The sequence below is a fragment of the Streptomyces afghaniensis genome (assembly GCF_044327915.1).
GTDB classification, from domain to species: domain Bacteria; phylum Actinomycetota; class Actinomycetes; order Streptomycetales; family Streptomycetaceae; genus Streptomyces; species Streptomyces afghaniensis.
Genome location: NZ_JBIRGJ010000004.1, coordinates 1 through 24,948, shown reverse-complemented (window position 1 = coordinate 24,948; position 24,948 = coordinate 1). Strand labels below are relative to the sequence as shown.

General features: G+C 66.3%; 13 protein-coding genes and 4 pseudogenes. 11 read left to right on the top strand and 6 right to left on the bottom strand.

The window, feature by feature from the left end; genetic code table 11:
- The first annotated feature begins 10 nt into the window (after window positions 1–10).
- The 4 genes from ACH4G3_RS14655 to ACH4G3_RS14640 are packed head-to-tail and all read left to right on the top strand — an operon-like array spanning window position 11 to window position 3,244.
- Window positions 11–766 (top strand): CoA transferase subunit A, encoded by a 756-nt coding sequence (locus tag ACH4G3_RS14655; protein WP_397624785.1) that lies wholly within the window; start codon window positions 11–13, stop codon window positions 764–766.
- Window positions 766–1,422, top strand: coding sequence for a CoA transferase subunit B (locus ACH4G3_RS14650; RefSeq protein WP_397624784.1), 657 nt, complete (start codon window positions 766–768; stop codon window positions 1,420–1,422). Before ACH4G3_RS14655 ends, ACH4G3_RS14650 begins: the two co-directional genes overlap by 1 nt.
- Window positions 1,423–1,437: 15 nt before the next feature.
- Entirely contained in the window at window positions 1,438–2,226 is a 789-nt protein-coding gene (locus ACH4G3_RS14645; protein WP_397624783.1) for an electron transfer flavoprotein subunit beta/FixA family protein, read from the top strand.
- A 55-nt stretch (window positions 2,227–2,281) separates the two neighbouring features.
- Entirely contained in the window at window positions 2,282–3,244 is a 963-nt protein-coding gene (locus ACH4G3_RS14640; protein WP_397624782.1) for an electron transfer flavoprotein subunit alpha/FixB family protein, read from the top strand.
- Between the two features lie 72 nt (window positions 3,245–3,316).
- On the opposite strand, the pseudogene ACH4G3_RS14635 reads toward ACH4G3_RS14640, so the two are convergent.
- Window positions 3,317–4,134, bottom strand: a pseudogene (locus ACH4G3_RS14635) (IS5 family transposase).
- An 84-nt stretch (window positions 4,135–4,218) separates the two neighbouring features.
- Here ACH4G3_RS14635 and ACH4G3_RS14630 point away from each other — a divergent pair.
- From ACH4G3_RS14630 to ACH4G3_RS14610, 5 genes and pseudogenes are all read left to right on the top strand, one after another.
- Window positions 4,219–5,027, top strand: a protein-coding gene (locus ACH4G3_RS14630) for an IS5 family transposase (protein ID WP_397625488.1) whose coding sequence is annotated in 2 segments (ribosomal slippage) — window positions 4,219–4,566 and window positions 4,569–5,027 — 807 coding nt in all. Because the reading frame shifts where the segments join, the coding sequence is not laid out codon by codon here.
- A gap of 591 nt (window positions 5,028–5,618) precedes the next feature.
- Window positions 5,619–6,053, top strand: coding sequence for a hypothetical protein (locus ACH4G3_RS14625; protein ID WP_397624781.1), 435 nt, complete (start codon window positions 5,619–5,621; stop codon window positions 6,051–6,053).
- Between the two features lie 35 nt (window positions 6,054–6,088).
- Entirely contained in the window at window positions 6,089–6,286 is a 198-nt protein-coding gene (locus tag ACH4G3_RS14620) for a hypothetical protein (RefSeq protein WP_397624780.1), read from the top strand.
- A 75-nt stretch (window positions 6,287–6,361) separates the two neighbouring features.
- Window positions 6,362–7,042: pseudogene (locus ACH4G3_RS14615) on the top strand (ABC-three component system protein); the annotation flags it as partial.
- Window positions 7,024–7,644, top strand: a pseudogene (locus ACH4G3_RS14610) (IS701 family transposase); the annotation flags it as partial. The pseudogenes ACH4G3_RS14615 and ACH4G3_RS14610, both read left to right, overlap by 19 nt.
- A 403-nt stretch (window positions 7,645–8,047) precedes the next feature.
- Here ACH4G3_RS14610 and ACH4G3_RS14605 read toward each other — a convergent pair.
- The 4 genes from ACH4G3_RS14605 to ACH4G3_RS14590 all read right to left on the bottom strand — a co-directional run bounded on the left by ACH4G3_RS14605 (window position 8,048) and on the right by ACH4G3_RS14590 (window position 20,085).
- Complete coding sequence (locus ACH4G3_RS14605) at window positions 8,048–8,509, bottom strand: hypothetical protein (RefSeq protein WP_397624778.1); 462 nt, start codon at window positions 8,507–8,509, stop codon at window positions 8,048–8,050.
- Between the two features lie 30 nt (window positions 8,510–8,539).
- Window positions 8,540–15,025: an RHS repeat-associated core domain-containing protein gene (locus ACH4G3_RS14600; RefSeq protein ID WP_397624777.1), complete on the bottom strand. Its 6,486-nt coding sequence runs from the start codon at window positions 15,023–15,025 to the stop codon at window positions 8,540–8,542.
- 156 nt (window positions 15,026–15,181) lie between these two features.
- A complete protein-coding gene (locus ACH4G3_RS14595) occupies window positions 15,182–18,892 on the bottom strand; it encodes a laminin G domain-containing protein (protein WP_397624776.1) in 3,711 nt (1,236 codons plus the stop codon).
- 1,034 nt (window positions 18,893–19,926) lie between these two features.
- Window positions 19,927–20,085 carry a hypothetical protein gene (locus ACH4G3_RS14590; RefSeq protein WP_397624775.1) on the bottom strand — a complete coding sequence of 53 codons (159 nt, stop codon included), beginning with the start codon at window positions 20,083–20,085 and terminating at the stop codon, window positions 19,927–19,929.
- A gap of 178 nt (window positions 20,086–20,263) precedes the next feature.
- Here ACH4G3_RS14590 and ACH4G3_RS14585 point away from each other — a divergent pair, with 178 nt between their 5' ends.
- Complete coding sequence (locus tag ACH4G3_RS14585; RefSeq protein WP_397624774.1) at window positions 20,264–23,020, top strand: helix-turn-helix domain-containing protein; 2,757 nt, start codon at window positions 20,264–20,266, stop codon at window positions 23,018–23,020.
- Window positions 23,021–23,603: 583 nt separating this feature from the next.
- On the top strand, window positions 23,604–24,287 hold the full coding sequence (locus ACH4G3_RS14580) for a hypothetical protein (RefSeq protein ID WP_397624773.1): 684 nt from the start codon (window positions 23,604–23,606) through the stop codon (window positions 24,285–24,287).
- A gap of 484 nt (window positions 24,288–24,771) precedes the next feature.
- Here ACH4G3_RS14580 and ACH4G3_RS14575 read toward each other — a convergent pair.
- Window positions 24,772–24,948, bottom strand: a pseudogene (locus ACH4G3_RS14575) (transposase); the annotation flags it as partial.

The window sequence follows — 24,948 nt, the reverse complement described above, 5'->3', positions numbered from 1 at the left end:
ACAGACGACGTTGGACAAGGTCAGCGTGAGCGCGCAGGAGGCCGTCGCGGACATACCGCACGGAGCCTCGCTCGCCGTGGGCGGCTTCGGGCTGTGCGGCATCCCTTCCGTCCTCATCGACGCCCTCTACGAACACGGCGCTTCCGATCTCCACGTCGTGTCGAACAACTGCGGCGTCGACGGTGCCGGCCTCGGCACCTTGATCACAGCCCGCCGCATCACGCGGGTCATCGGCAGCTACGTCGGGGAGAACAAGGAGTTCGCCCGCCAGTACCTCGCCGGGGAACTGGAGGTCGAGCTCATCCCCCAGGGAACCCTCGCCGAGAGGCTGCGCGCGGGTGGCTGTGGCATCCCCGCGTTCTACACCCCGGCAGGCGTGGGCACACAGGTGGCCGAGGGCGGCCTGCCCTGGCGCTTCGACGCCGACGGAAACGTCGCCGTAGCCTCACCACGCAAGGAACGGCGCACCTTCCACGGCCGCGAGTACATCCTGGAGACGGCCATCACGACCGACTTCGCACTCGTCCGGGCGGTGAAGGGCGACCGGCACGGAAACCTCGTCTTCCACCACTCCGCCCGCAACTTCAACCCACTCGCCGCCATGGCCGGCCGCATCACCGTGGCCGAGGTCGAGGAACTGGTCGAGCCCGGAACCCTCGATCCCGACGAGATCCATCTGCCCGGCGTGTTCGTGCAGCAGGTCGTGCCACTCACGCCCGAGCAGGCCGGCGACAAGCTCATCGAGAAGAGGACGGTACGAGTCTGATGCCCTGGAACCGCGACCAGATGGCCGCCCGAGCCGCCGCGGAACTGACCGACGGCTCCTATGTCAACCTCGGCATCGGCCTGCCCACCCTCGTCCCCGGTCACCTTCCCCCGGACATCCACGTGGTCCTGCACTCCGAGAACGGCATCCTGGGAACCGGCCCCTACCCGAACGAGACAGAGGTCGACCCCGACCTGATCAACGCGGGCAAGGAGACGGTCACCGTCCTCCCGGGGGCCTCCTGCTTCGACTCGGCTCTGTCCTTCGGCATGATCCGCGGCGGCCACATCGACACCGCCGTACTCGGCGCCATGCAGGTCTCCACCACCGGCGACCTGGCCAACTGGAGTGTGCCCGGCAAGATGGTCAAGGGCATGGGCGGCGCCATGGACCTGGTCCACGGGGCACGGCGTGTGATCGTACTGATGGAGCACACCGCGAAGGACGGCAGCCCCAAGATCGTCCGCGAGTGCACACTGCCGCTGACCGGAAAAGCATGCGTTCACCGCATCATCACCGACCTGGGCGTCTTCGACGTCGCCGACGGAGAAATGCTCGTCCTGCGTGAACTCGCACCGGACGTCACGACCGACCAGATAGACAGCACCACCGAGGCCGAGGTCGTCATCGCCCTCATCGATGAAGTCGCGGCCTGAGAGCAGGAGTTACGCATGAGCTTGAGGATTGTTGTCACTGTGAAGTACGTGCCCGACGCCACTGGCGACCGGCACTTCGCCGATGACCTGGCCGTCGACCGGGACGACGTGGACGGTCTGCTCTCCGAGCTCGACGAGTACGCGGTCGAGCAGGCGCTGCAGATCTCCGAGAACTCCGACGACGACGTGGAGATCACCGTCCTGACGGTGGGCCCCGAGGACGCCAAGGACGCCCTGCGCAAGGCGCTGTCCATGGGCGCTGACAAGGCCATCCACGTCGAGGACGACGACATCCACGGCACGGACGCCATCGGCACCTCCCTGGTCTTGGCCAAGGCGATCGAGAAGGCCGGCTACGACTTGGTGATCTCCGGGATGGCGTCGACGGACGGCGCGATGGGCGTGGTGCCCGCGCTGCTGGCCGAGCGTCTGGGTGTGCCGCAGGTGACGCTGCTGTCGGAGGTGGCGGTTGTGGACGGCACGGTAAGGGGCCGCCGCGATGGTGACGCCGCTTCAGAGCAGCTGGAGGCGTCCCTGCCTGCGGTCGTGTCGGTGACCGACCAGTCGGGCGAGGCGCGTTACCCGTCCTTCAAGGGCATCATGGCGGCCAAGAAGAAGCCGGTTCAGTCCTGGGACCTGTCCGACCTCGACATCGAGGCGGAGGAGGTCGGTCTGGAGGGCGCCTACACCATGGTCGACAACGCGGCCGAGTGCCCGGCCCGTACCGCGGGCACGATCGTCAAGGACGAGGGCGAGGGCGGCAAGCAGCTCGCTGAGTTCCTCGCGGGCCAGAAGTTCATCTGAGCCCCGCATTCGCTGACCGCCCCTCATCTTTCGCAAGCAGGAGAGAAGAAGTCCCATGGCTGAAGTTCTCGTCTACGTCGACCACGTGGACGGTGCCGTCCGCAAGCCCACCCTGGAGCTGCTGACCCTGGCCCGCCGCATCGGCGAGCCGGTCGCCGTCGCGCTCGGCAACGGCGCCGCCGACACCGCCGCCACGCTCGCCGAGCACGGCGCGGTCAAGGTCCTCACCCACGACGCCTCCGAGTACGCCGACTACCTGGTCGTACCGAAGGTCGATGCCCTCCAGGCCGCGGTTGCCGCAGTGTCCCCGGCCGCCGTGCTGGTCCCCTCCTCCGCCGAGGGCAAGGAGATCGCCGCCCGTCTGGCGCTGCGTCTGGGCTCGGGCATCATCACCGACGCCGTCGACCTGGAGGCCGGCGACGAGGGCCCGGTGGCCACGCAGTCGGTGTTCGCCGCGTCCTTCACCACCAAGTCCCGTGTCTCCAAGGGCACCCCGGTCATCACGGTCAAGCCCAACAGCGCGGCCGTCGAGGCCGCCCCGGCCGCCGGTGCGGTCGAGGCCCTGTCGGTGTCGTTCTCCGCGCAGGCCACCGGCACCAAGGTCACCGGCCGCACGCCGCGTGAGTCGACGGGCCGTCCGGAGCTGACCGAGGCCGCGATCGTGGTCTCCGGTGGCCGTGGCGTCAACGGCGCGGAGAACTTCGCGATCATCGAGGCCCTCGCCGACTCCCTCGGCGCGGCCGTCGGTGCCTCGCGCGCCGCCGTCGACGCCGGCTGGTACCCGCACACCAACCAGGTCGGCCAGACCGGCAAGTCCGTCTCGCCGCAGCTGTACATCGCCTCCGGCATCTCCGGCGCGATCCAGCACCGCGCCGGTATGCAGACCTCGAAGACGATCGTGGCGATCAACAAGGACGCCGAGGCCCCGATCTTCGACCTCGTCGACTACGGCGTCGTCGGCGACCTCTTCGACGTCGTCCCGCAACTCACGGAACACATCAAGGCCTTTGGCTCGTGAGACCGGGTGTCATGCCGGCACCTGTCAGGCGATGCGCCGTGTGAGGCCGCCAGCAGCAACTTAGACCGTGTCCTATGTGGTGAGGCGGACGAGTCGCTTGTAGCAGCAGATGGCTGCGGCCAGTCCGAGAAAGGCCAGGTAGTTGCGGGGATTGCGTTCATAGCGGGGGCTGAGTCTTCGATAGCCGGACAGCCAGGACATGGTCCGCTCGATCACCCAGCGGCGGCGCCCTAATCGTTCGCTGGACTCGATCCCTTTGCGGGCGATGCGCACTCCGATCCGCTTCCAACGCAGTCATCTGCGCAGGTCGGGGCGGTCGTAGGCTTTGTCCGCGTGCAGGCGCTGAGGCTTGAAGTAGCGGCCGTTGTGAGGGTCGTGTCTCGTTTGGTGACCCTCGATCATGGGCTGCAGCCCTTCGCTGTCGTGGGTGTTGCCGGCCGAGACGCCGACGAGAAGGGGCAGTCCGTTCGCGTCCGACAGGACGTGCATCTTGGAACCCGGCTTGCCCCGGTCCACGGGGCTCGGACCTGTGTGTTCGCCCCCCTTTTAGCCCTGACGTACGCGGTGTCGAGCACTACGCGAGTGACGTCGATGAGGCCGGCGTCGTCGAGCCGGTGCAGCACGGCCTCGTGGAGGCGGCCCCAGACACCGGCCCTCGACCAGATCAGGAAGCGGCGATGGGCAGTCGACTTCGATATGCCGAAGCACGGCGGCAATTGACGCCAGGCGCAGCCGCTTACCAGGACGTAGATGATGGCCGCGAACAGCGTCTCATCAGGAGTGTCCTGCGTTCCGCCGCCCTGTGGCCGCACCCTCGACGGAGGGATCAGCGGCTTCGCGATCTCCCACAGCCCGTCCGGAACAATCCAACTCCACGTACCCCGCCCCATGATCGGACCAACGTCCGCCTCACCACATAGGACACGGTCTTAGACGCCATTTCAGTTGGCGTGATCTTGCGGCAGTCTGGGGTGATGACTGCTGCGCTTGTCGAGCGGATGGCGCCGGAAGACCTGTGGACGTTGTTCCAGCGGGTCGTGCCACCGGCGCCGGTCTGCCCTCAGGGTGGAGGGCACCGGCGGCGAGGGGACCGCGAGGTGCTGGCCGCCATCATCTTCGTGGCCACCTCGGGCTGCACCTGGAACCAACTTCCTCCAGGCTTCGGCCTATCGGGCGTGACGGCCTTCCGCCGGTTCACCGAATGGACCGAGGCCAGGGTGTGGGCCAAACTTCACCGCCTAGTCCTGGATGAACTCGGTGTCCGGGGCGAGCTGGCCTGGTCGCGGTGCGCGATCGACTCGGTCAGTGTCCGGGCCCTCAAAGGGGGCAGTTGACGGGACCGAATCCGACCGACCGTGGCAAGAAGGGATCGCAAATCCACCTCATCGTCGACTGCCAGGGCCTGCCCCTGTCGGTCGGCATCTCCGCCGCGAACCTCCACGACAACCAGGCCCTCATCCCGCTGGTCCGCGGCATCCCGCCCAAACGCTCCCGGCGTGGCCCGCGTCGCCGCCGACCCGGCAAGCTGCACGGTGACAAGGGCTACGACTACAGGCACCTGCGGCAATGGCTGACTTCCCGTGGCATCCGGCATCGCCTTGCCCGCAAGGGCATCGAGTCGTCCCGGCGTCTGGGCCGGCACCGCTGGGTCGTGGAGCGGACCATGTCCTGGCTGACCGGCTGCCGCCGCCTTCACCGCCGCTACGAACGCAAGCCGGACCACGTCCTCGCCTTCACAGCCATCGCCGCGACCCTCATATGCCACCGCAGACTAACCAAGTGAAATGACGTCTTAAAGCCGCATGGGAGGCTGACCGCGCGAGGGTTCGTGCCGGACACAGACGGCACGAACCCGTAACGCATCTCGCGGTCTATCCGCTCAGGCGGCCGGCCCCGGGTGACAGCGCCTGCTGGGCTCCTGCTGGTCTTCCTCCTCCGGGTAGGAGGACGAAGGTCACTGACGTGCTGGAGGAACCGCAGCCGGACACCGCGTGACACGTGACGCGCGCTGTGGTTGAGCAGCATGACTCCATGTGCCGGGCCCGGGGATGACCTCCCCCGGGGCCTGTGGTGTAGCGGGATCAGGTCAGGTCAGGAGTGGCGGATACGTGCTCTACAGCATGGGTGCCGTGGAGCTCGACCAAGACGTCCTCGTTGCAAGGAGCATGGATGCTGCGCCGCTTGAGCGCTGACGACGAGCGCTGACGACGAGCGCTTCAAAGAGGCGTCCTTCACCGGGGGCCTGAACCTGATCGTCGCGTCCACCACCGCCTCATCCGCAGACACTGACAGCCGCAACAGCGCCGGCAAGTCCAGTCTGATCGAGCTGATCCACTTCCTGCTCGGAGCGCGAGCGACAAACACCACGCTCGCCATGAACAAGGCGCTGCGGCAGACCACGTTCAACCTAGAAATGGACTGGCCTGGCCTCAGCAGTCCGCTCATGGTTCGCCGCAGCGGACAGCGTGCCGGATTCGTGACCCTGAGCGAGGACGTCACCGGGACGGACGACGGCGCCATCTTTCCCCGCACAGGTTCCATGGAGCTGCCCGTAGAGCGGTGGACACAGCTGATCGAGCGGGACCTCTTCGGCCTGCGCGGCGACCACCCAGGCGTGAGCGGAAGGGTGCTGCTCTCCTTCCTAGCCCGACGTATCTCGTCGCACGGCTTCAACGAGCCAACCCGTACCTTCTCCCGGCAGTCCGCCCCAGAAGCCGCCTCCAACCTCGCCTACCTGCTGGGCTGGACTGGCAGCTCGTCGACGAATACAGACAGCTGGCCGCCCGAAAGGCAACGCGTGCCCAGCTGAAGAAAGCGGTCGATGACCCCGTATGGGGGCGCATCGTGGGCTCCACCGCAGACCTCAGGGGCCAGATCACACTGGCCGAGGCACAGGTGGAACGGCTCCGTGCACAGGTGGCAGCCTTCCAGGTCGTCCCCGAATACGAACGTCTCAAAGACAGAGCGGACCAGGTCAGCCGGCGCATCAAGCAGCTGGCACAGGAGGATGTGATCGACCAGCACAACCTCGAAGAACTCTAGGCAGCCGTCACCGAGACCACCGACGTCGAAGTCGACTACCTCGAACCCGTCTACCGCGAACTCGGCGTCGTCCTCAACGACCAAGTCCGCCAACGGTTCGAGGACGTGAAGACGTTCCACCACTCAGTGGTCCGCAACCGTCGGCGCTTCCTGGAAGAAGAGATCGCCGAACTCACAGACCGGCTCCAAGCGCGCCGCTCCGAGCGTGCACGCTTGGGCGAAGACCAAGCCCGCCTCCTTCGGGACCTTGCCGAGGGAGGAGCGCTGGAGGCTCTGACGGCCCTGCAGACGGCCCTTGGGCGCGAAGAGGCGGCGCTCCAAGCGCTGCGACACCGCTTCGAAGCGGCGCAGACCCTCGAAGCCAGTGCCCGGCAAATCACCGCGAAAAGCGTGGAACTGCAACAGGCCGTCGATACCGACCTTCAAGAGCGCCGACGGCAAACCGACGAAGCCATCCTGCTGTTCTCCCGCTATGCCCAGCGCCTCTACGGGGAAGGGCGTGAGGCCTACCTCGCCATCGAGGCCGGCCGCAACAGCCTGACCATCACTTCACGCATCGACAGGCGACGGCAGCCGCGGAGGCATGAACCACGAGGAGGCCGCCCGCAAGCTCGGCGTCGACCCGGCCTCCCTCACCCCCGCCCCGCCCGCGCCCAGCTTCGCCGAGACCTGGGCGCGGATGCAGCAGGAGCCGCCCTGCTCCGCCTGCGGCCGGCCGTCCCGCACCAGCGGCGTGACCCACGACCCGCACCTTAGCCACCAAAGGCGACCTCGCCCGCGACATGATCCTGCGCGCCCTGGCCTCCCCTCTGCCCATCGCATGGGTCACCGCGGATTCAGCCCACGGACAGGACTCGCACTTCCGTCGCTTCCTGGAAGACGTCGAGCTCTCCTACGTCGTTGCCGTCTGCAAGTCGCAGCAGGTCCACGGCCCGCGCATCGATCATCTGCTCGCCCAAGCCCCGGCCGAGGCGTGGCAGTGCCTGTCGGCGGGACCCGGAGCCAAGGGCGAACGGCTCTGCGACTGGGCCGCCGCCCGTCTGCCCACCGTGGCCGAGTTCGACGGCGACGAGCCGACCCGGCAACGGTGGATGCTGGCCCGCCGCAGCATCAGCAGGCCCGACGAGATCGCCTACTACCTCGCCTGCGCTCCCCTGGACGCCACCGTCGCCGACCTGGTCCGAGTCGCCGGATGCCGCTGGAAGATCGAGGAGTGCTTCCAGAGCGCGAAGAACGAATGCGGCCTGGACCAGTACGAGGTCCGCCGCTACGTGGGCTGGTACCGGCACATCACGCTCGCCATGCTCGCCCACGTGTTTCTCGCGGTGATGGCCGTTCAGGAGCGCGAAAAGGGGTGACCAGGCCGACACACCCGACCTCGTGGACCTCACACCAGCCGAAATCCGTCGTCTGCTGGCAGCTCAACCCCGCCACCCTCCTGCACGCCGCGACCACGCGGTGAACTGGTCGAGGTCGAGATGGCGGCGTCACCAGGCACGTGCCCAACGCTGTCATTACATGCGGCGCGGCACACGTTGGTGGGACGACCGGCCCAAGACCGCCCCACCCGTGCCAAACCCCCGCTCCACTCCCCACCGCCAGGCCGTTGACCAGGACAAATACAGAAGTCCGGCTGGAGTACTAGCCTTCGACCGGCTGGCGGCCCGCCTTGGATTGGCGCGCCGCCACAAACACCGAACGGCCGCAATTGCGCGCATTGCGAATGCTCGCTACCCGAGCTCCTCTTAGGGTGTCGAACCGCTAACGAGGGCCATCCCGTTCTCCGATTGAGACTATCTCGGCCCCACTTTTCTCGACCACCCATTCCAACGCCTGAGTTGGAATGTGGTTGTCGGCAGCTGAAAGCGATAGCGACATACTCTCACCCCCGCCCCAGCTGATCTCCGAGAGGGACCAAAATTCATTTCCGGAGGAGAACCAGTAGAGCCAGTCCAGCAGCTCCCACCCAGATTCCCTTTCCATCTTGATTCTTTTCGACTCAGAGGACCAGCGCCACATGCGCATCCATGCCCGCGACTTCGCCCCACTCGCCTTGGTGGCAAAGTTCGACACCAGCCACTCTGGCAAATTTTCTTGCCAGTAGAGCTCGCTGTCTTCGTCGAGCTCGCCCGGCCGGCCCTCTGCGAGCCGCCTCAGCACTTCTGCCAGGCGTGCAAGGGAGTCCTTACTCCCCTGCACGGTCACATCGAAGCAGATGTCCAACGCATAGCCCCCTTGTTCCCATCACCTTGGCTAGTCCAGGACTTCAGCCGTTCCCGGGATTATATAGTCGAACATCATCTTGGTTTGCTCGGGCCGCAGTCCGTACTGGTCTGGGTACTTCCTATCGACCACCAAGGGACTGTCAGGGTACTTCCTGGCCATTTTCTCGGGAACGGCGTTGTTTCTCAGGTGGTTGAGAAATTCCCGGTCAACCTGGAAGGTGACCGTGTGGGAACTTCCGTACTGCTCAACCCTTCTGGAAAGATACGAGTTGGCCCGCTTAGAGTTGCCAAAGTTGAGAAATATTACCTTCTTTTCTGCCCCCTTGATGAGGGGGTACCCATTCCTGATCTTTATGCGTGAATTTGCTTGACCTTCAACGCGGTAGACCTTAACGACCCCCGCCTCCACACCCGGACGTCCTACCAGACCGACGAAGGGACCGAAGAGGGAAACTGTCTGTCCCCAACTTCTGCGCGCTTGGCACTGCCAGGCAGCATCTCCCTTGGCACACGGAAGATTGTTCCAGAATTCCGCTGCAGCCAGTTTCTGCGCTTCTTCAGAAGCCTTGATCCCACTGGGGTCCCACGCAGGGTTGGTGCCCATTGCGTAGATGTCGCTATCAGGAGTCGACCGTGAATCGTCACCCGGCCCCACCAGCAGTGTGACCTTGACGCTGCCTTTGCTGTTGGTGCTGGCTGTTCCGCCGCCTAGACCGACGCTTTCACGTGTCCCGTCGTAGGGGCCGTCGTAGGGCGGAGGGCCCCATCGCTTGTCCGGCTTCTGGTGCCCCAGTTTGCCGCCATCATCGGGCATGCAGTGACCGTTGCCAGGGTCGATACACAGACCTGTCGGATCGCTGAATGTGACGGGTGCATTGTTCGCGTAGGCGTAGCCGTTGAGGGATTGGTGCTGGTCGAGCGTGAGTATCGGATCGGTGCTGATGAATTGGCCGACCGAGGGATCGTACTCGCGGGCACCGACGTGGGTCAGGCCTGTGGACTCATCGGCAGGCTTGCCCATGATTGCCTTGTCGTCGGGCCAGGTGGTCGCCTTTGGGCCCCGTGTCCCGCCGAAGGGCGTGCTGTGGCGTTTGGTGACCGCGTACGTGCTCGCATCGAGGGCGATACTTGACGTGCCATGGTGGTCTGCGGCCAGGAAGCGGAGCTTGGTGCCTGAAGTGCCGGCTACCGCAGTACGTACGGCGGTGGTCTGGCCGTTGGCAGTGTAGTAGCGCGTGCCGGCGAGGGTCTTTGTCGTGCCTTGAACTGTGAGGCGAACTTCGTTGCCGCCGGGCAGGTATAGGACGGTGTCGCCGTCGCCCTTGGATCGTCGGATCAGCAGCTCGCCGGACGCGTCATAGAGGTAGGTGGTCTCCTTCGTGCTCTCGGTGAGTTTGGTCAGTTCTCCCTCGGTGTTCCAGGCCAGGGTCTGCTGGGCCGTCGGACCGGGGCGGGAGGTGGTGTTGCCGCTGATGTCGTAGGAGTAGCTGCCGGTGCGGGCTCCGGTGATCTTGTCGAGCGTGTTCGGCTTGTTGTCCTTCGTCGTGTCGTCGTATGTGTAAGTGGCGGTCTGATCACCTGAGGAGGTGTGCTTGGTCTCGGTCTTGCGCTGTCCGGCGGGGGTGTAGGTGTATGAGGTCCAGTAGGGGGCTGAGCCGTCGATGTTGGACATGGCGCGGCCGGAGGCGGCACAGTCCGCTGTCTTCGGTGTCCAGGCCTCGGCTAGGCGGCGGTGACCGTCGTAGATGAAGCACTGGTAGTCAGCTTTGGTGGTGCCGCCCTGGGTGGTGGCGTCGAAGATGGAGGTGACGTTGCCAGCGTCGTCCTGGGTGAACTTCAGCTCTTGCGGCATGTAGTCGTGTACGTCGTCGGTGACGTAGGCGCGGGTAAGTCGGCGTGTGCCTGGCTCGTAGTCCCAGTTGAGGTAAGCCTTTTTCGACGTGTCTGCGGGGTCTATGCCCAAGGAGAGTTGGCGTAGGTCGCCCTGAGGGGAGAATGTCGCGCCTTGGAGGTAGCCGGTGGTGCCGGTTGAGCTGGTCTGGTGGCCGGTCTGGTCGTACTTGTAGGACACCGTTTCCGCAGGTAGTCCGGCGATCGCGGGAGAGTCGTACTGGCTGACGGTCCCGTCAAGGTTGTAGCCGTTGGTGAAGGAGAGGGTCTTGGGGACGCCTGCGGCCACCAGGGGGTCGTCTTCAGGCAGGAGTAGTTGGCTGCCGGCAGCCCGGTACAGCGGGTCGTATGCGGTGACCTTCTGTGTGTAAGTCTGTCCGCCGACACCGCCGTTGTAGCGGACCGCGGTGTCTTGTTGTCCCTTCGCCAGGGTGTCGAAGGTCCAGGCGGCAAGCTTGTTGGCGTCGGTCTTGGAGACCTGCCACATGCCTGTCTTACGGCCGAGCTCGTCGTACTCGTATAGAAGCCTCCTGTTCGAGTCGTCGTTCGGGGTGGTGCTGAGGACCTGATCGAGGGAGTTGTATTCGGTGGTGCTCTTGCCTCGCGCCGGGTCCGTCTCCGTGACTTGGCGGCCGAATAGGTCATAGCCATATGACCACTTGGCCTGTTCAGGACCAGTGATAGTTTCCTGCTGGCCTGCTGGCGTGTAGGTGTAGCTGGTTGTGGTGTAGTCGGTGCCGCTGGGCTGCGGGCCTCCATACTCGCGGCGCTGGGTGGTCTGGCCGAGAGCGTTGGTGGCCACGGCGGTGGCTTGGCCTCCGCTAGGGGCGCTGGTGGTGACCGAATCGCCGGTGTAGGCGGTGTTGATTGTCCAGCGTGTGGTGCCGTGCGTCTTGGTGACTGCCTTGATCGGACGGCCGGCGCCGTCATAGGTGGTGTCCGTCTGGATCGGCGCCTGCCCGGCGGAGATTTGCGCGTCGCTGGGACTGGGGGGTGACTTGCTGTCCCAGATGTCGGACTGCTGGCTGACCGCGAGGCCTCTGGTGTCGTAGAGCGTCTGCGAGATGAGCCGGCCGCCCTGCGGCGTGGGGGACTGCGTCTGGCGGGTGCGCAGCAGTGAGTCGTAGAAGGTATAGCTGGTGGTGTAGCCGGAACCGTCGCCCTTCAGTGTCTCGGTGGCGGCCCAGGACATGGCGGAGCTGGTGACGCTGTAGGTGTATACGTAGTTGGGCGTCTTGTTCAACGCCTTGAGACGGTTAGGCAGCCACACCTTGGTGATACGCCCGAGGCTGTCGTATTCGCTCTCTGTGACCCTGGAGTTGGGGTCGGTCACTTTGAGGGGGGCACCCGTGGCGAAGTCGACCTTGGTCGTCTTCTTGTACAGCTTGGCGTCCTCAACAACGGAGGCTGTCACGGGACCGGCCGCTGCTGGTGTGTAGGTCGTTTTGGAGACCTGCAGGCCGTTGGTGTCCTTGACGATGAGTGGACGGCCGAAGGAGTCGAACGTCGTCGTGGCTACCTTCTGCCAGGTGGGGGCTCCGTCGCTGCTGTATCCCCTGGCCCGTGCAGTCCAGTTTGCGTCACCCTTAGTCGGACTCAGCGACGCTGACCACGCGGCGGCTGTCGTGTCGTCGTAGACCGTAGCGGTGTCGGCGATGACGTCGCCTGAGCGCTTTGAGTCAGCAGGCAGGTCGAGTTCGGAGTCGGCCGTGGCACAGAGCTTGGCCACGGTCCGAGTACGGGAGACCAGGGCGTTGATGCCCTTGGCGTCGTTGCGGGCGTACCAGGTGCGGGTGCACTTCTCGTCGCCGGGAGCTGAGGTGTCTCCTTGGTCTTCGACGGTAGCGGCCATGCCGTAGTCGTCAAAGGTAGTTTTCACCGTGCGTACCCGGTCGTAGGGGTTGAGCTTGCTGGTGATATTGGTGCGGGTGTGGGTAGCGCCGGTGCGCACGTAGTACGCCTCGGTGTCGGCGTATGACTTGTGCTGGGTGGCCGTTCGCTTGGACCATGGATCGTTGATGGTGCCGACGACCTCGGCAGCGCCGTTGTAGGTGACCGTCTCGCGGGTGAAACCGGCGTACTGGTCAGAGTCGGCGATCGCGGCGGCCTTGATGCCCGAGACCTCTACCGTCTTGCGGGCATCGGGATCGAGGCTCTTGCCGTCCGACCCTAGTACGCGGTCGCCGTGCATGCCTCGCAGATGGATGGTGACTGTTCTGCTCTGGGTACCGGTTGAATTGCCGACGACGTGGGTGACTCTCTCAAAGCCACGCCATACGGACCACGTGCGCTCCTTTGCCGGAGTCATCGGGTCATCGTTGTAATGCCAGGCACCGCCGCCGGAGTACTGATAGGCATGCTGCACTGCTTCCGAGCCGCCGCGTGGGTCGGTGGTCTGCACGGAGCTGACCGGGTACTTCTGGAACCAGTCGAGGACGGGGTCCTTCTCTCCGTTGGGGGACCAGTACACCGGGTAGCAGCGTTTGGTGTTCTGGTCGGCTTTGGGCATGGCCTGGCCCGGGACGCAGTCGGCGTCCAGGTAGGTGAGGATGGTCTGGGCGCCGGTCTCCGATGTGACGGTTTTCAGGCGCGGCTTGTGCAGGGGCAGGATGTTGTCCGTGCCGTCAACGCGGTTGGCCCGCATCTCGTGAGTGAATCTGACGGGGTCCAGTGACAGATCGGTGCCGCGCTTGCCGGTATGCCGGATTTCGTCCAGCCACAGGGACTGGTCGGTCGAGTCACCCGTGTCGCCCGGGTCGAGGTAGCGCTGTTTAAGCGTCCACACGTCCACCGGGGCGAAGTCGGGCGTGGTGGCCGCCGTATTCCATGCGTAGGTGGTGATGGCGGTCATGCGCTTGCGGGTGAAGAACGTCGGGGCAGTATTGCCGCTGCACTTGTCACCGTCCTTGCAGACCGCGTCGAACGGTACGTCCGGCCAGTTGTCCCGGGTGTCCTCGGTCAGTGAGTCGCAGCCTGCGCCGGATGCTTCGCAGCGCTCTTTGTAGTCGAAGACGACCTTGTTCGAGGCCGCAGGGGAACCAGAGAAGAGGGCCCCGGCGCGCTGGCCGTAGCGAATCTCCTTGAGGTAGCCGCCACGAACGTAGTCGGTTCCGGTGGTGTCGTCGCCGAGCTTGTCGTAGTTGTTGTGCTCAGCTGTGTACCAGTACGACATGGCGTTGTCGTGGGTGTCGACGACGTAGTCGAGGTTCCAGCGCCAGGCTTGGCTCTTGGCCCGGCCAGCGAATGATGAGCCGCTGCTGTAGCCGGGCTCTGAGGAGTCATCGCCGAAGACCGGAACGGTCCAGACCGAGTTCGTGCGATCACCGGTCCCCGCGCCGTCCAGCTTGTTGCGGCCGAAGACGTACTGAGTACCGTCGCCGGTGCTCACGGTCCAGTATTCGCCCTTGCCGTCGCCCTTGCCATCGACGATGGGATCGCCGTCATCGCCGTTGTCGGCGCCCGTGGAATGCGTGACGGTGGAGGCGTCGTCATTCTTCAGGCGCCACTTGCCCGTGGTGTCGTCCTTAACCAGTTCGGTGGCCTTGCCGTTGAGGACAAGGGATGCGTTGTCGTACTTCCAGCACAGGTCGAACTTGTCCGTCTGGCTGTCGTCGTCGCATGAGCCGTACTTACGCTCAATGTAAGACTCGGCCAGGTCGAAGCCCTCACCGATCTGGTTGCCTTGGTTGTTGGTGCTCGCCGTGCGTCCGTCGACGGCGCCAGAGTTGTACGAGAGGGACAGCGTGGGCTGGGGCCCGGCCGCGGCCGGCGGCACACGCAGCGGGTAGGACCAGGTGAACGTGCCCGATGAGCCACCTGCTTCCCAGGTCGAGGAGGCCGACAGCGGGGTTGCCTTGTAGTCGCCAGTCGCGGATTGTGTTCCGGCGGCCAGCGCGAGCATCATGGGTGTACCGGAGGCTGGCAAGCTGACGGGGGCAGATACCCGTCCCTTCGTGCGGTCGTTGGCCGATGGGAGGTCGAGGCGCTTGCGGCATTTCGTGGTGGCCGGATCGGTGAGAGAGCAGGCAGGCAATCGGGTCAGTTTCAGGCGTCCGGCCCAGTCGCCGCCGTAGGCGGAGGCGAAGGCTGAGTAGTCGACGCCCAGCCTGGCCTTGCCGCCTCCCTTGGGGCCTGTGATCTTGAGGGCGACGCCCTTGATGCCGAGCCTCGTCGCCGTTTTCTGGTCGAGGACCTCCACGGTGACGGACTGAGCCCTCCGGCTCTTGGCCGGTGCAGTCACGGTGACGGGGAGAGAGCCTGGTGTGGCGTTGGCCGTGCCCTTGGTCGGAAGGGTCAGATGTGCCTTGCCGGCCTTGGGCCATGTGGTCTGCTTCTGCCGGTCATGGCGTGCGCGGGCGATTGCCGCTTGGTCCGCTTCTGCGGACTTCGTCACTATCGCGGCAGTCTTCTTGTTCACCTTCGCTGTGAACGGGCTGACCTTGGCCGAGCGGGGCTCCTTCAGTCGAGGAGCGCCCAGGGGATCGGTGTCGGCGGCGAACGCCACGGGTGCGAGCAGGCCGGGAAGCATGGCCAGTCCGGTGACTGCGGCTAGGCGACAGGCCCAGTGTCTCGCGGTCTTGCTTCTGCGGCCTGGGTCAGGGCCGGGGATGCCGGAGGGGTTCATGTGGTGTCTTCCTGATACGGCGCCAGGCAGCAGCGCGCCGGACGCGTGCCGTTGAGACGACGGAGAGCAAGCGGGGAGCGGGCCCGTTGTGCTGGTGTTGGGCGGACATGCGCAGGCGCAGGGCGCCGGTCACCAGCACAACGGGCTACGGGAGTGTCAGATGGCGTCGGGGGTGTCCAGCACCTGGGAGCGCACCTGGTTGGCGGTCATGGCTCCGGTCCAGAGCCGCAGGTCCTGAAGGCCGCCGGGCAGGTAGTGGACGGTCTTGCCTGAGGCGGTTCCGCGGCCCAGGCTCAGCTGTCCGCTCCCCTGTTGCGGGGTGGAGAAGCCGGGCGTTGTTTCCGAGGGCTGGTCGAATCCGCCGACGTACAGGTGGAGCTTGCCGTAGCGGCCTTCTGTCGTGCCGTCCGCTGGGTTGGTCCACTCCCAGGTTTCCTGGGCGTCAAAAGTGCCCGTGATCTGAACCCACGTGTCGGTGGCGGCCACGTCCGCTGCCGGCACCTGCGCGCTTTGAGTGACCTTGCCGTCCGGTCCCACGGCTGTGCGGGTGAACTTCCATTGGTAGATGCCGTCGTCGGGCTTCATGACCCACAGAGCCCAAGAGGACTCCCCGCTCAGGCGCTGGGCGGCCACCTGTGCCTGGTATCCGACCGGCTTGGCGTTGAGGGCCGCTGAATCCAGTCGGACGCTCGCCGACACCGTGAACGAGCCGGTCTCGTCGACAACCGGGCCGGTGGCGGCGGCATATCCGGCTGTACCGTCCAGGAACAGGGCGTTGTCTTCCTCGTTCAGCGTGGCGCCGGAGCCGGACAGTGTCATCGCCGACAGCGGGTAGGCCGTGGTCTCGGCGACCTGGCTGCCCTTGGCGGTGGTGGCGTCCCAGTGCGCGACCAATTCGTTGGCCGGCACTCCGTTCTGCAGCACCTGGGCTTCGTCCGCGACTTCTGCCGGCTGCAGGGCCCGCTGCCACACCGCGGCTTCGTCGAGCAGGCCGAAGTGGTAGTCGACGTACTTGCCGCCCGCCTTCGAGCGGCCGAACTGCAGTCCTCCGCTCGCAGTCCATGGGGTGTAGGCGGGTGCGGCCTTGGAAAGGACCACCGGCTGGCCCTGGGGCTGGCCGTTGATGAACAGCTGGATGGTGTCGTTGGCCGGGTCGGTGTCCGGGAGGTTGTCATCGCCTTCGGTCTTGAAGACGCCCGCCACGTGCGTCCACACGTTGAGTGGTGGGTTCTCGTGGTCGGCCATCGAGCGGATATACGCCGGGTCCGTCTGGTCCTTGTCTGCGCGGTTGAAGACCCACTTCTTGTAGGCAGCGGAGTAGTAAACGGTGAAAGAGCTGCCGTTCGTGCCGGGCGCGGACAGCACTGCTCGGTTGGCCGAAGCGTTGGACAACTGGACCCAGGCGGAGACGGTGAAGGAGTCGCGGGTGTTGACCGCTGCAGCGGAGGTTGCTGCGTGGCCGGTCTGCTGTGCTGGGTCGGTGGCGTCGTCGTTCAGGCGCAGCGCGTAGTCCGCTTCGCCGCGCCGGGCCCTGGTCGACCAGCCGGTTCCGGCTTCTCCGACGAGAGTCGCGTCGTGTCGCGTGCCTACGGTGGCGGTGTCTTTAGCCGTCATGGTGCCGGAGCCCGGGACTCCGTTGAAGTGCCAGCGACCCACCGCTTCCTCGGCGGTGGCTACCTTGAAGGTGAACTCCTGATAGGCGCCCCACCGCTTGTAGACGTCTTTGGCGCGCACCGACAGCACCTGGGTGCCTGACAGCGGCGGGGTCACGTTCGGGACGGTGACCTTGAGGGCGCCGGCGACCGATTTGGCTGGGGTGGACAGCAGCTTCCACTCATAGCCCGTGACATCAGTTTTGCCGCTGGTGTTGATGTCGGCGGTGTTGGGCTGGAAGGTGAAGGAGCCGGGCACGCCCGGGCCGCCCTTTCCTTCGCAGACGTTGGCGACACACTCGGTGTAGGGAGAGCCTGCGGTGATGCGGGGCGGCTTCGGCGCCGTCGAATCGATCTTGAAGTAGCACCACGAGCTGTAGCCGGAGAACAGGTCGCCGGACTTTCCGCTGTAGGACCAGTGGGACTGGGTGCGGGCTTTATAGCGGTACAGGCCGCCGTCGGCCCGGTTGCTCATGCGGAGCTTTTCCAGCGTGCCGTCTGGGTGCCAGCCGGTATCGGGCGCATGGCCGGTCCACACCTGGTGCCAGGCTGCGTCGTCGCCGCGTTCCACAACGTACTCGGCCTGCAGGGATCCTTCCTGGTCGCCCTTGTTGGACTCGACCTTCGTCTGGACGCGGGCCTGCACGATCGGGTCCTTGCGGGTGACGATCAACGGGTCGCTCGAGGACTTCTTGCAGTACGTGGTGGTGCCTTCACCAGGGATGAGGCCGACGTCGGTGGGCGTGCCCGGCTTGTAGGCGAAGATGACCTGCAGTTCGGCGTTGTCGTCGAACCGCTTCCAGGCCCGGGGCTCGCCCTCGTCCTTGGCCCGCAGCATCAGCGTCAGGCGGCTGATCTTGCCATCCGCGAAGGAGCGGACGGTGTTCTTCAGGTTCTCGTCCGCCTCGTCGGGATTGTCGTTGAACTCGATCCAGGCGTCGGGCTGATCGGGCGTGCACAGGCCACCGCGCCCGGCGGAGACGTACCGGTCGCCCATCTGGTCCAGCTGCTTAGGGCCCGGCCACCGGGTGCCTTCGGAGATGTTGTCGGTGCGCTCGAGGTCCACCCAGTAGGGAGTGCAGTTGTACGACCAGGTCTCGCGGGCCCGGAAGGTGGCGTCCAGTACGTACTTGCCAGCGAGCTTCGTTGGCGCGAACTCGAAGTACATGCGGTCGACGTAGCCGGCTCCGCACGAATAGCCGTCGGCAGTACCGCACTTGCCGACGCCCTTGCCGCCGTCGAACATCCAGAACTTGTCGCCGTCGGAAGAGATTTTCGTGCGCTCCTGGGCGCCCAGGCCGACGGAGGGGTCGATGTACACCGGGTAGACGGTGTCCTTGCCACGAAGCAGGTCCAGGTCGGGGTGCACGGCCACGGTGTCGTTGTCCACCTTGACCGGCAGTACCGCGCTGGCATCTCCCTCGCCCGGTTGTGAAGGATCGTCTTCCCCGGGCTCGTTCACCACCGCGTCAGCATCGGCTGCCAGGAGTTGGGGCTGCGGACCGGACTCGGTGTCATCACCGGCCGAGTCCCACATCTGCCCGGCCGGCCCTCTGAAGAGGGCGTTGCCGTCCTCATCGACGGCCCGCAGACCGCCACCGGCACCAGGAACCACGGTCAGCCCGTCGCCGGATGCGGTGAGCTTGACCTGCTCTAGCTCGGGATTGGCGGCGGCTTCAGGCGTCTTCACGACGAGTACCTCGCGGTACCCCTCGGCAGTCGCCGTCAGTTGCAGATCCACCCCGTCCAACACGTCGGCGTATGTGGCTGTTGCACCCTTCAACGTCGGCTCGGGCAACGGGTCGCCCCAGCCGAGGCTGATGGACCGGCCGCCTTTGCCCATGCTGAGCATGTCGGAGCCGGAACCACCGCCGGAGAAGGACAGGTCGACCGCGGTGCCCTTGGGGACGATCCGTCCATCAGGCCGGCGCTCCAGCGTGGGATCAACGGGCTGCCAGCTGCCGTCCTCCTGCTTGACGCGCTGAGGCGTGGACGACTGAGTGAGCAGGAAGGTGCCGTCCGGATTGGCGTGCGTGGTGGAGTACTCGGTGCGGTCGCCTATCACCTCCACGGGCTCGCCGGAAGCCTTCGCCTGCTCCAGCGCGGTCGACTCATCCACAACAGTGGCCACTGCAGGCGTTGTTGCCGCTGCCGCAGCTGGCGACATCGGCAGTGCAGACAGCACCAACGAGGCGGCCACACCCCCCAGCAGCATCCCGCGCGCTCTTCGCGCACGCAGAACGAACACAGCCCCCACCCCCCGCTTCACGGAGCACACCCTCCGTCACAAAATTCTCACAGGAAGCACAGAGTTAATGCAGAGTTACCGACCGAGTCAATCAAGCGCGATCCGCGTCACGCACACTTGTCCGAATCTAGCCTGAGCTGCCTCAATACACCTCCCCCACACCCATAGGCCTGAGGAACAGGCGCGGCACTCGGGAGCGGCCCAAGACGCGCACGCCGATGACCTTGCCGCTGCTCACCGCCCGGCCGTCGAGCCAGGGTGTACCGACCGCAGGCCACGCCGTCACGCCCTGAACGCTCGGTCGGGGCGTGAGGGTGGATCAGTTCTGCGAATGCCACCGCTCTGCAGACTGGCTTTTCCTTGACTCCACCGTTGAGGTGCTAGTGAACGGAGGACATGCGCCGACGCGGCGCACCATGCAGGCGTCGACACAGTGAGCAGCTGTGTCAGAACGGGACTCGAAACCGCCTACCCCCTCCGAGGACCCGGTCCCCAGACAGCCCCCTGAGTCAGCCGGCGTTCGGGTACTGCGGGCCCGGGAGCGGCACCGACGGCGAGGACGGCAGCCCGCCCAGGTGGACGTTCACCTACGCGGGCGTCACGTACCGGTGCGGGCCCGTCGAGGGCTTCGGCCCGGGCGACCCGCGCTAGAACTGCCAGCCTGTTGAGCCGCCACCGTCGGAGCCGAGCCCGACGCCGCCGCAGACGGCGGCCCTGAGCCCGTTCCGGCGGGAGTACGGGTAAGCCCCCCGACGACCCCTCGTCCTCTCCCGCTCCAGAGGGCGAGGGGTCTGCCATGCTCGGGGCATGAGCTACGCCCCCGAGGGAGACAACCGCGAGCTCGAAGCGTTGGTGGCGCGGCTCCCGCGCTGTACGCGGGGCCCGTCACTGCGATGGGGCCAACGCGGCCTAGTCCGGGTCACCGACAGAATGCGGTGCGCGGGGTGACGGAATGAGGCGGACATCAGCCGGTGGGGCAGGGTTGGGGCCGCTCACAGGGCTCAGCTACCGGTCAGGGTGGCCAGGGCGCTGGTGAGGGTGGCGGCCAGGGTGAGGGTGGCGGCGAAGGCCACGGTCGCGCGGGTCAGAGCAGCGGGGTAAGTGGCGTGGTCCCGGCGGGCAAGGTAGCCAGTGGCGGCCCCGACCAAGGCGGCGACCACGACAGTCAGGGCACAGGCAAGCAGGATTAGGGCGATGCTATCGGACACGGGTGGCGATTCCTCCTCGGCACGGCGGACGTTGTCCTGGACCGAATGTCGCGAAATCGGTGTTCGCCATGGTTCGGCAGGTCGAAGATGAACACCGGCGAACAACAGCCAAAGACAAGGCAGGAGCGGCGTGAGCACGGAGGATGCCCAGGACTCGGCGGCAGCTGCGCGTGAGCTGCGTACCCGCCTGGAGAGGGGCCTGGTCAACAAGCGCCTGACTAAGACTCAGCTGGCCCGCCGAGCCGGGCTGGGCCGTACCACCGTCCAACAGGTCTTCAATCCCTCCGCGCGCGTGCCTTCGGCGCAGACGGTGAAGACGCTCGCGGATGCCCTGGGCCTGGATGCCGACTCCTTACTGGCCTTGCGGTCCCATGCTGACGGCGCAGCGGACTCGCTCTCAGCTGAGGGAGCCACTGCCACGGTTCCGGGTGGGCTGGGGCGGCCGATCGCGGACTGGGACCCTCTGGACCTGGAGGTTCACCCCGCCGTGGAGGCTCCCGTCCCCGCGGGACACAGCAGGTCGGGCGGTGAGAACGGGAAGGGCTGGGCAGTGACGCTGCCGGGCTATGTGCGCCGTCGGCACGATGCGGAACTGGCCACCCTCGTTGCCGCCGCTGCCAGCGGAAGCAGCCGGATGGCGGTGCTGATCGGTTCCTCCTCCACCGGCAAGACCCGCGCCTGCTGGGAGGCCGTACAGCCGCTGGCACCTCTGGGGTGGCGGCTGTGGCACCCCTACGATCCCACCCACGCCGAGGCCGCGCTGACCGACCTTGGACACATCGGCCCCCGCACGGTGGTATGGCTCAACGAGGCGCAGCACTACCTCGGGGCTGGTGGAGGGGTCGGTGAACGCATCGCCGCTGCTGTGCGTGCTCTACTCACAAGTCCCGCCTGCGGGCCGGTCTTGGTCTTGGGCACGTTGTGGCCTGAGTTCGCCCACGCCTACACCACTCGACCAGCTCCCCGGCAACCGGATCCGCACCCGCAGGTGCGCGAGCTGTTGGCCGGTCGGCAGATCGTCCTGCCTGACCACTTCGACACTGCCGCCCTCAGCGCCGCCAGGGTTTGCGCCGAGGGCGGCGACCGGCAGCTCGATCAAGCCCTGGAGTGCGCCAACGACGGGCGCGTGACCCAATTCCTGGCCGGAGCACCGGAACTACTGCACCGCTATCGCACCGCCTCTCCTCCGGCGCGCGCCGTGCTGCAGGCGGCCATGGACGCCCGCCGCCTGGGCGCCGGCCTCCACCTGTCGCTGGCCTTACTGGCTCAGGCGGCCGAGGACTACCTCACCGACGACGAATACGACGCCCTGGACGACAACTGGCTGGAACAGACCCTCGCCGAGACCAGCACAACTGTCCACGGAAACCTCGCTCCCCTACGCCGCGTCCGCCCCCGCCGCACGACTCTGGCCCCGCCCCCGACAGCAACCGGATCGTCGTCTATCTATCGGCTGGCGGACTACCTCGAACAGCACGCGCGGGACACTCGCCACCGACTCTGCCCCCCGGAATCGTTCTGGCAGGCCGCACACGATCACGTTACGAACCCCGACGACCTCGCCACCCTCGCCAACGCTGCTGCCGCCCGATATCGCCACTACTGGGCCCACCAACTCCGGCTCAAGGCGGCCAGCACCGGCCACGCCGATGCCCTGGTCTGGTTGGTCGAGCTGCGGGAGAGGGCTGGGGAGCGCGACGAGGCCGAACGCCTCGCACAACAAGCCGCCGACAACGGCGAGCCCTATGCCTTGGTACGGCTGTCCATCATGCGGGAGAAAGCCGGAGAACGCGACGAGGCCGAACGCCTGGACCTGCAGGCCGCCAACGCCGGCCACGCCATTTCCCTGTCCTTGCTGGCCAGCCGGCGGGAAGAGGCTGGAGAGCGCGACGAGGCCGAACGCCTCGCACAACAAGCCGCCGACAACGGATACGCCGATGCCCTGTACCACCTGGCCATCACGCGGTATCACGCCGGAGATTGGGACGAGGCCGAACGCCTGGCGCAACAGGCCATCAGCGCTGGCAGTACCGGTGCTGTGGTCTGGCTCGTCCTCAGGTGGGAGGAGGCTGGGGAGCGCGACGAGGCCGAACGCCTCGCGCAACAAGCCGCCGACACCGGATATGCCGAGGCCCTGGGCCGGCTGGCCGAGCGGCGGGAGGAGGCCGGGGAGCACGACGAGGCCGAACGCCTCGCACAACAAGCCGCCAACGCCGGCCACGCCCATACCCTGAGCTGGCTGGCCAGTGTGAGGAAGCGAGCTGGGGAGCGCGACAAGTCCGAACGCCTCGCACAACAAGCCGCCGACACCGGCGATATCAATGCCGTGGAGCGGCTGATCCAACTGCGGGAAGAGGCCGGGGAGCGCGACGAGGCCGAACGCCTCGCACAACAAGCCGCCATCGCTGGCGATACTGGTGCCCTGTTCTGGCTGGCCCAGCTGCGGCAGGAGGCTGGGGAGCACGACGAGGCCGAACGCCTCGCACAACAAGCCATCAACGCCGGCCACGCTGCTGCTCGGGTCTGGTTGGTCGAGCTGCGGGAGAGGATTGGGGAGCGCGAGGAGGCCGAAGACCTTGCACAACAAGCCGCCGACAGCGGTGATACCGATGCCCTGGCCTGGCTGGTCGAGCTGCGGAACAGAGCCGGGGAGCGCGAGGAGGTCGAACGCCTCGTACAACAAGCCGCCAACGCTGGCCACCTCTTTGCCCTGGCCCGGCTGGCCATGATGCGCGAGGAGGCAGGTGAACGGGACGAGGCCGAGCGTCTGTGCCTGCAAGCCGCCGATTCTGGCGCCTTTGCTTTTCCTTCGAAGCAAGAGAGCCTAGCCCTCACGCTGTGGCCGCATGGCCTCAATCCTGACGGCTCCCCCTCCAACCCGTGGTGACCTGGCCTCAGGATCATGCCACTCGCCATCAAGAGATAGCACCGAAGCACAGAAGCCCCGCCTTCCAGCCGTTACGAGCCCGAGACCGCGCTGCCCTGGGCCAGTCCGGATGGCCACGATGCTGAAACCGCGCCGCACGCAACCACATAACCCCGTGACACCAGAAGGGGAACCGACGAAACGCGGCTCGCCAGGTGACGGAATGAGGTTCAGCGGGTCGCGACGGGCACAAGGCTGCTCTCCAGCAGCGCCTCTTCGGCAACGGCCTGGACGAGAGCATGCGCAGCGTGGAGGGGAAGATCACGGCCACCCGCCGCGCCCGTACCCGTACCCGTACCATCGTGCAGACGATCCTCCACGCCGTTCCGTACGGCGTCACCGGTCGCGAGAAGGCCGTGGATGCCCCGTGGGAGCTCCCCGGCGACGGGCGGGCGTTGTGCATGGCGCTCACCGCGGCCGCGCTGCCGTCGCACGCTGGCCCTGCGGGCCCGCCAGGGTGCTGGAGGTCAGATTCCCGGCGAAGTGCCGTGGCGTGGTGCACACTCAAAGCTCCGGGACTTCCGCGGGTCACCTAGGGGGCGGGATGTGCGACGATCGAGAACTTGCCGTGATGCGAGTCGCCGAGTTGGACTTGCTCAGCTTCCTGTGGCGTGATCGCTGCGAGGAACTCCCTCCTGGCGGGTTCCACGTAGACGCCGGCTACCACTACGAGCCCGGGCTTGGTGCGGCTATTCCGAACGGCTACCACTACGATCCGGCGGCGGGGGTGGTGGTCGGTCCCCCTCGCTCGACGATCGTGGTGCGGATGTCCTCGGGCGGCGGCCACGAAAACGCGGGGGGCGGTGGCTACGCGCCCATTACCCAAGTCCCCGTCGTACGGGTGGTGGACGGCGGAGCGCCTGATCCAGGAAAACCCGCAGAAGGAGGCGGTGTATCCGGAGTGGAGCCGCCCTACCATCCTCCCCAGGGGACAATCCTGGAGACCGTCGCTCCGCCTACGACCGGATGGCTGCGGTTGGGGATGACTGGCCTGATCCATCCGACCAACACGGGCAATGTGGCGATCATCGTCACCGGTATCGACGCGCACGGCAACACCATCAACCCGATCATCCTGTTCCCCGGGGACACCGTCGACTGGTACAAGATCGACGGACCTGCGACGGACATCGCCACCAGCATCGTGTATCCGCCCGAAAGCACTGGGCCCCAGCCCACCGACCGAGCCGAGCTGACGTACGTCAAACCGCAGAACCCCACCCTGTGACCCGGCCCGGCCGGAATCACGGCCTCCGTCCGCGTCCTGGGTGGGGACGCGTGGACCTGGAACCGGCGTCAGGCATCGATGTCTCACCGCAGCAACAACTATGCGAACTCGGGGTCTGCGGGCCCGCTGCTGGGCTGTCAGTGATCCCCGGCGGGATCACGGTGTCCGCCTACGCCGGGAACGTGGGGAACCGACGAAATGCGGCTCGCCACGTGGCGGAATGAGGTTCGGCGGGTCGGTTGGCCACTCCGCGTACGCAGAACGCGCGGTGATCACTCGGGCCGATGACGTCGGTGTACAAGGCTTCACCGGGAAGCTCCACACATCTACGCGGGACCCCTACCCCTCAGAGACCGCGTTCCCGCAGGTCAGCGAATTTCGTCGGTAGTCCTAGTCAGGCCGACGGCCCGTCACTTTCGTTACAGGGGTGGTGGCCGTGTTCCCAAGCCCTACTTAGAGGTCCTAACAAAGGCGTTGGATGGCGGTAGGTGATCAGGCAGGTGGCGAGGCCAAGGAAGGCTTCGTGGATGTCGTCGCGTCGTTCCCATCGGATGCGCAAGCGGCGCAAGCCGTGCAGCCAGGCGATCGTGCGTTCGACCACGTAGCGGAAGATGCCCAGGCCGGAGCCGTGAGGCTGTCCCCGTTCGGCGATGACCGGGCG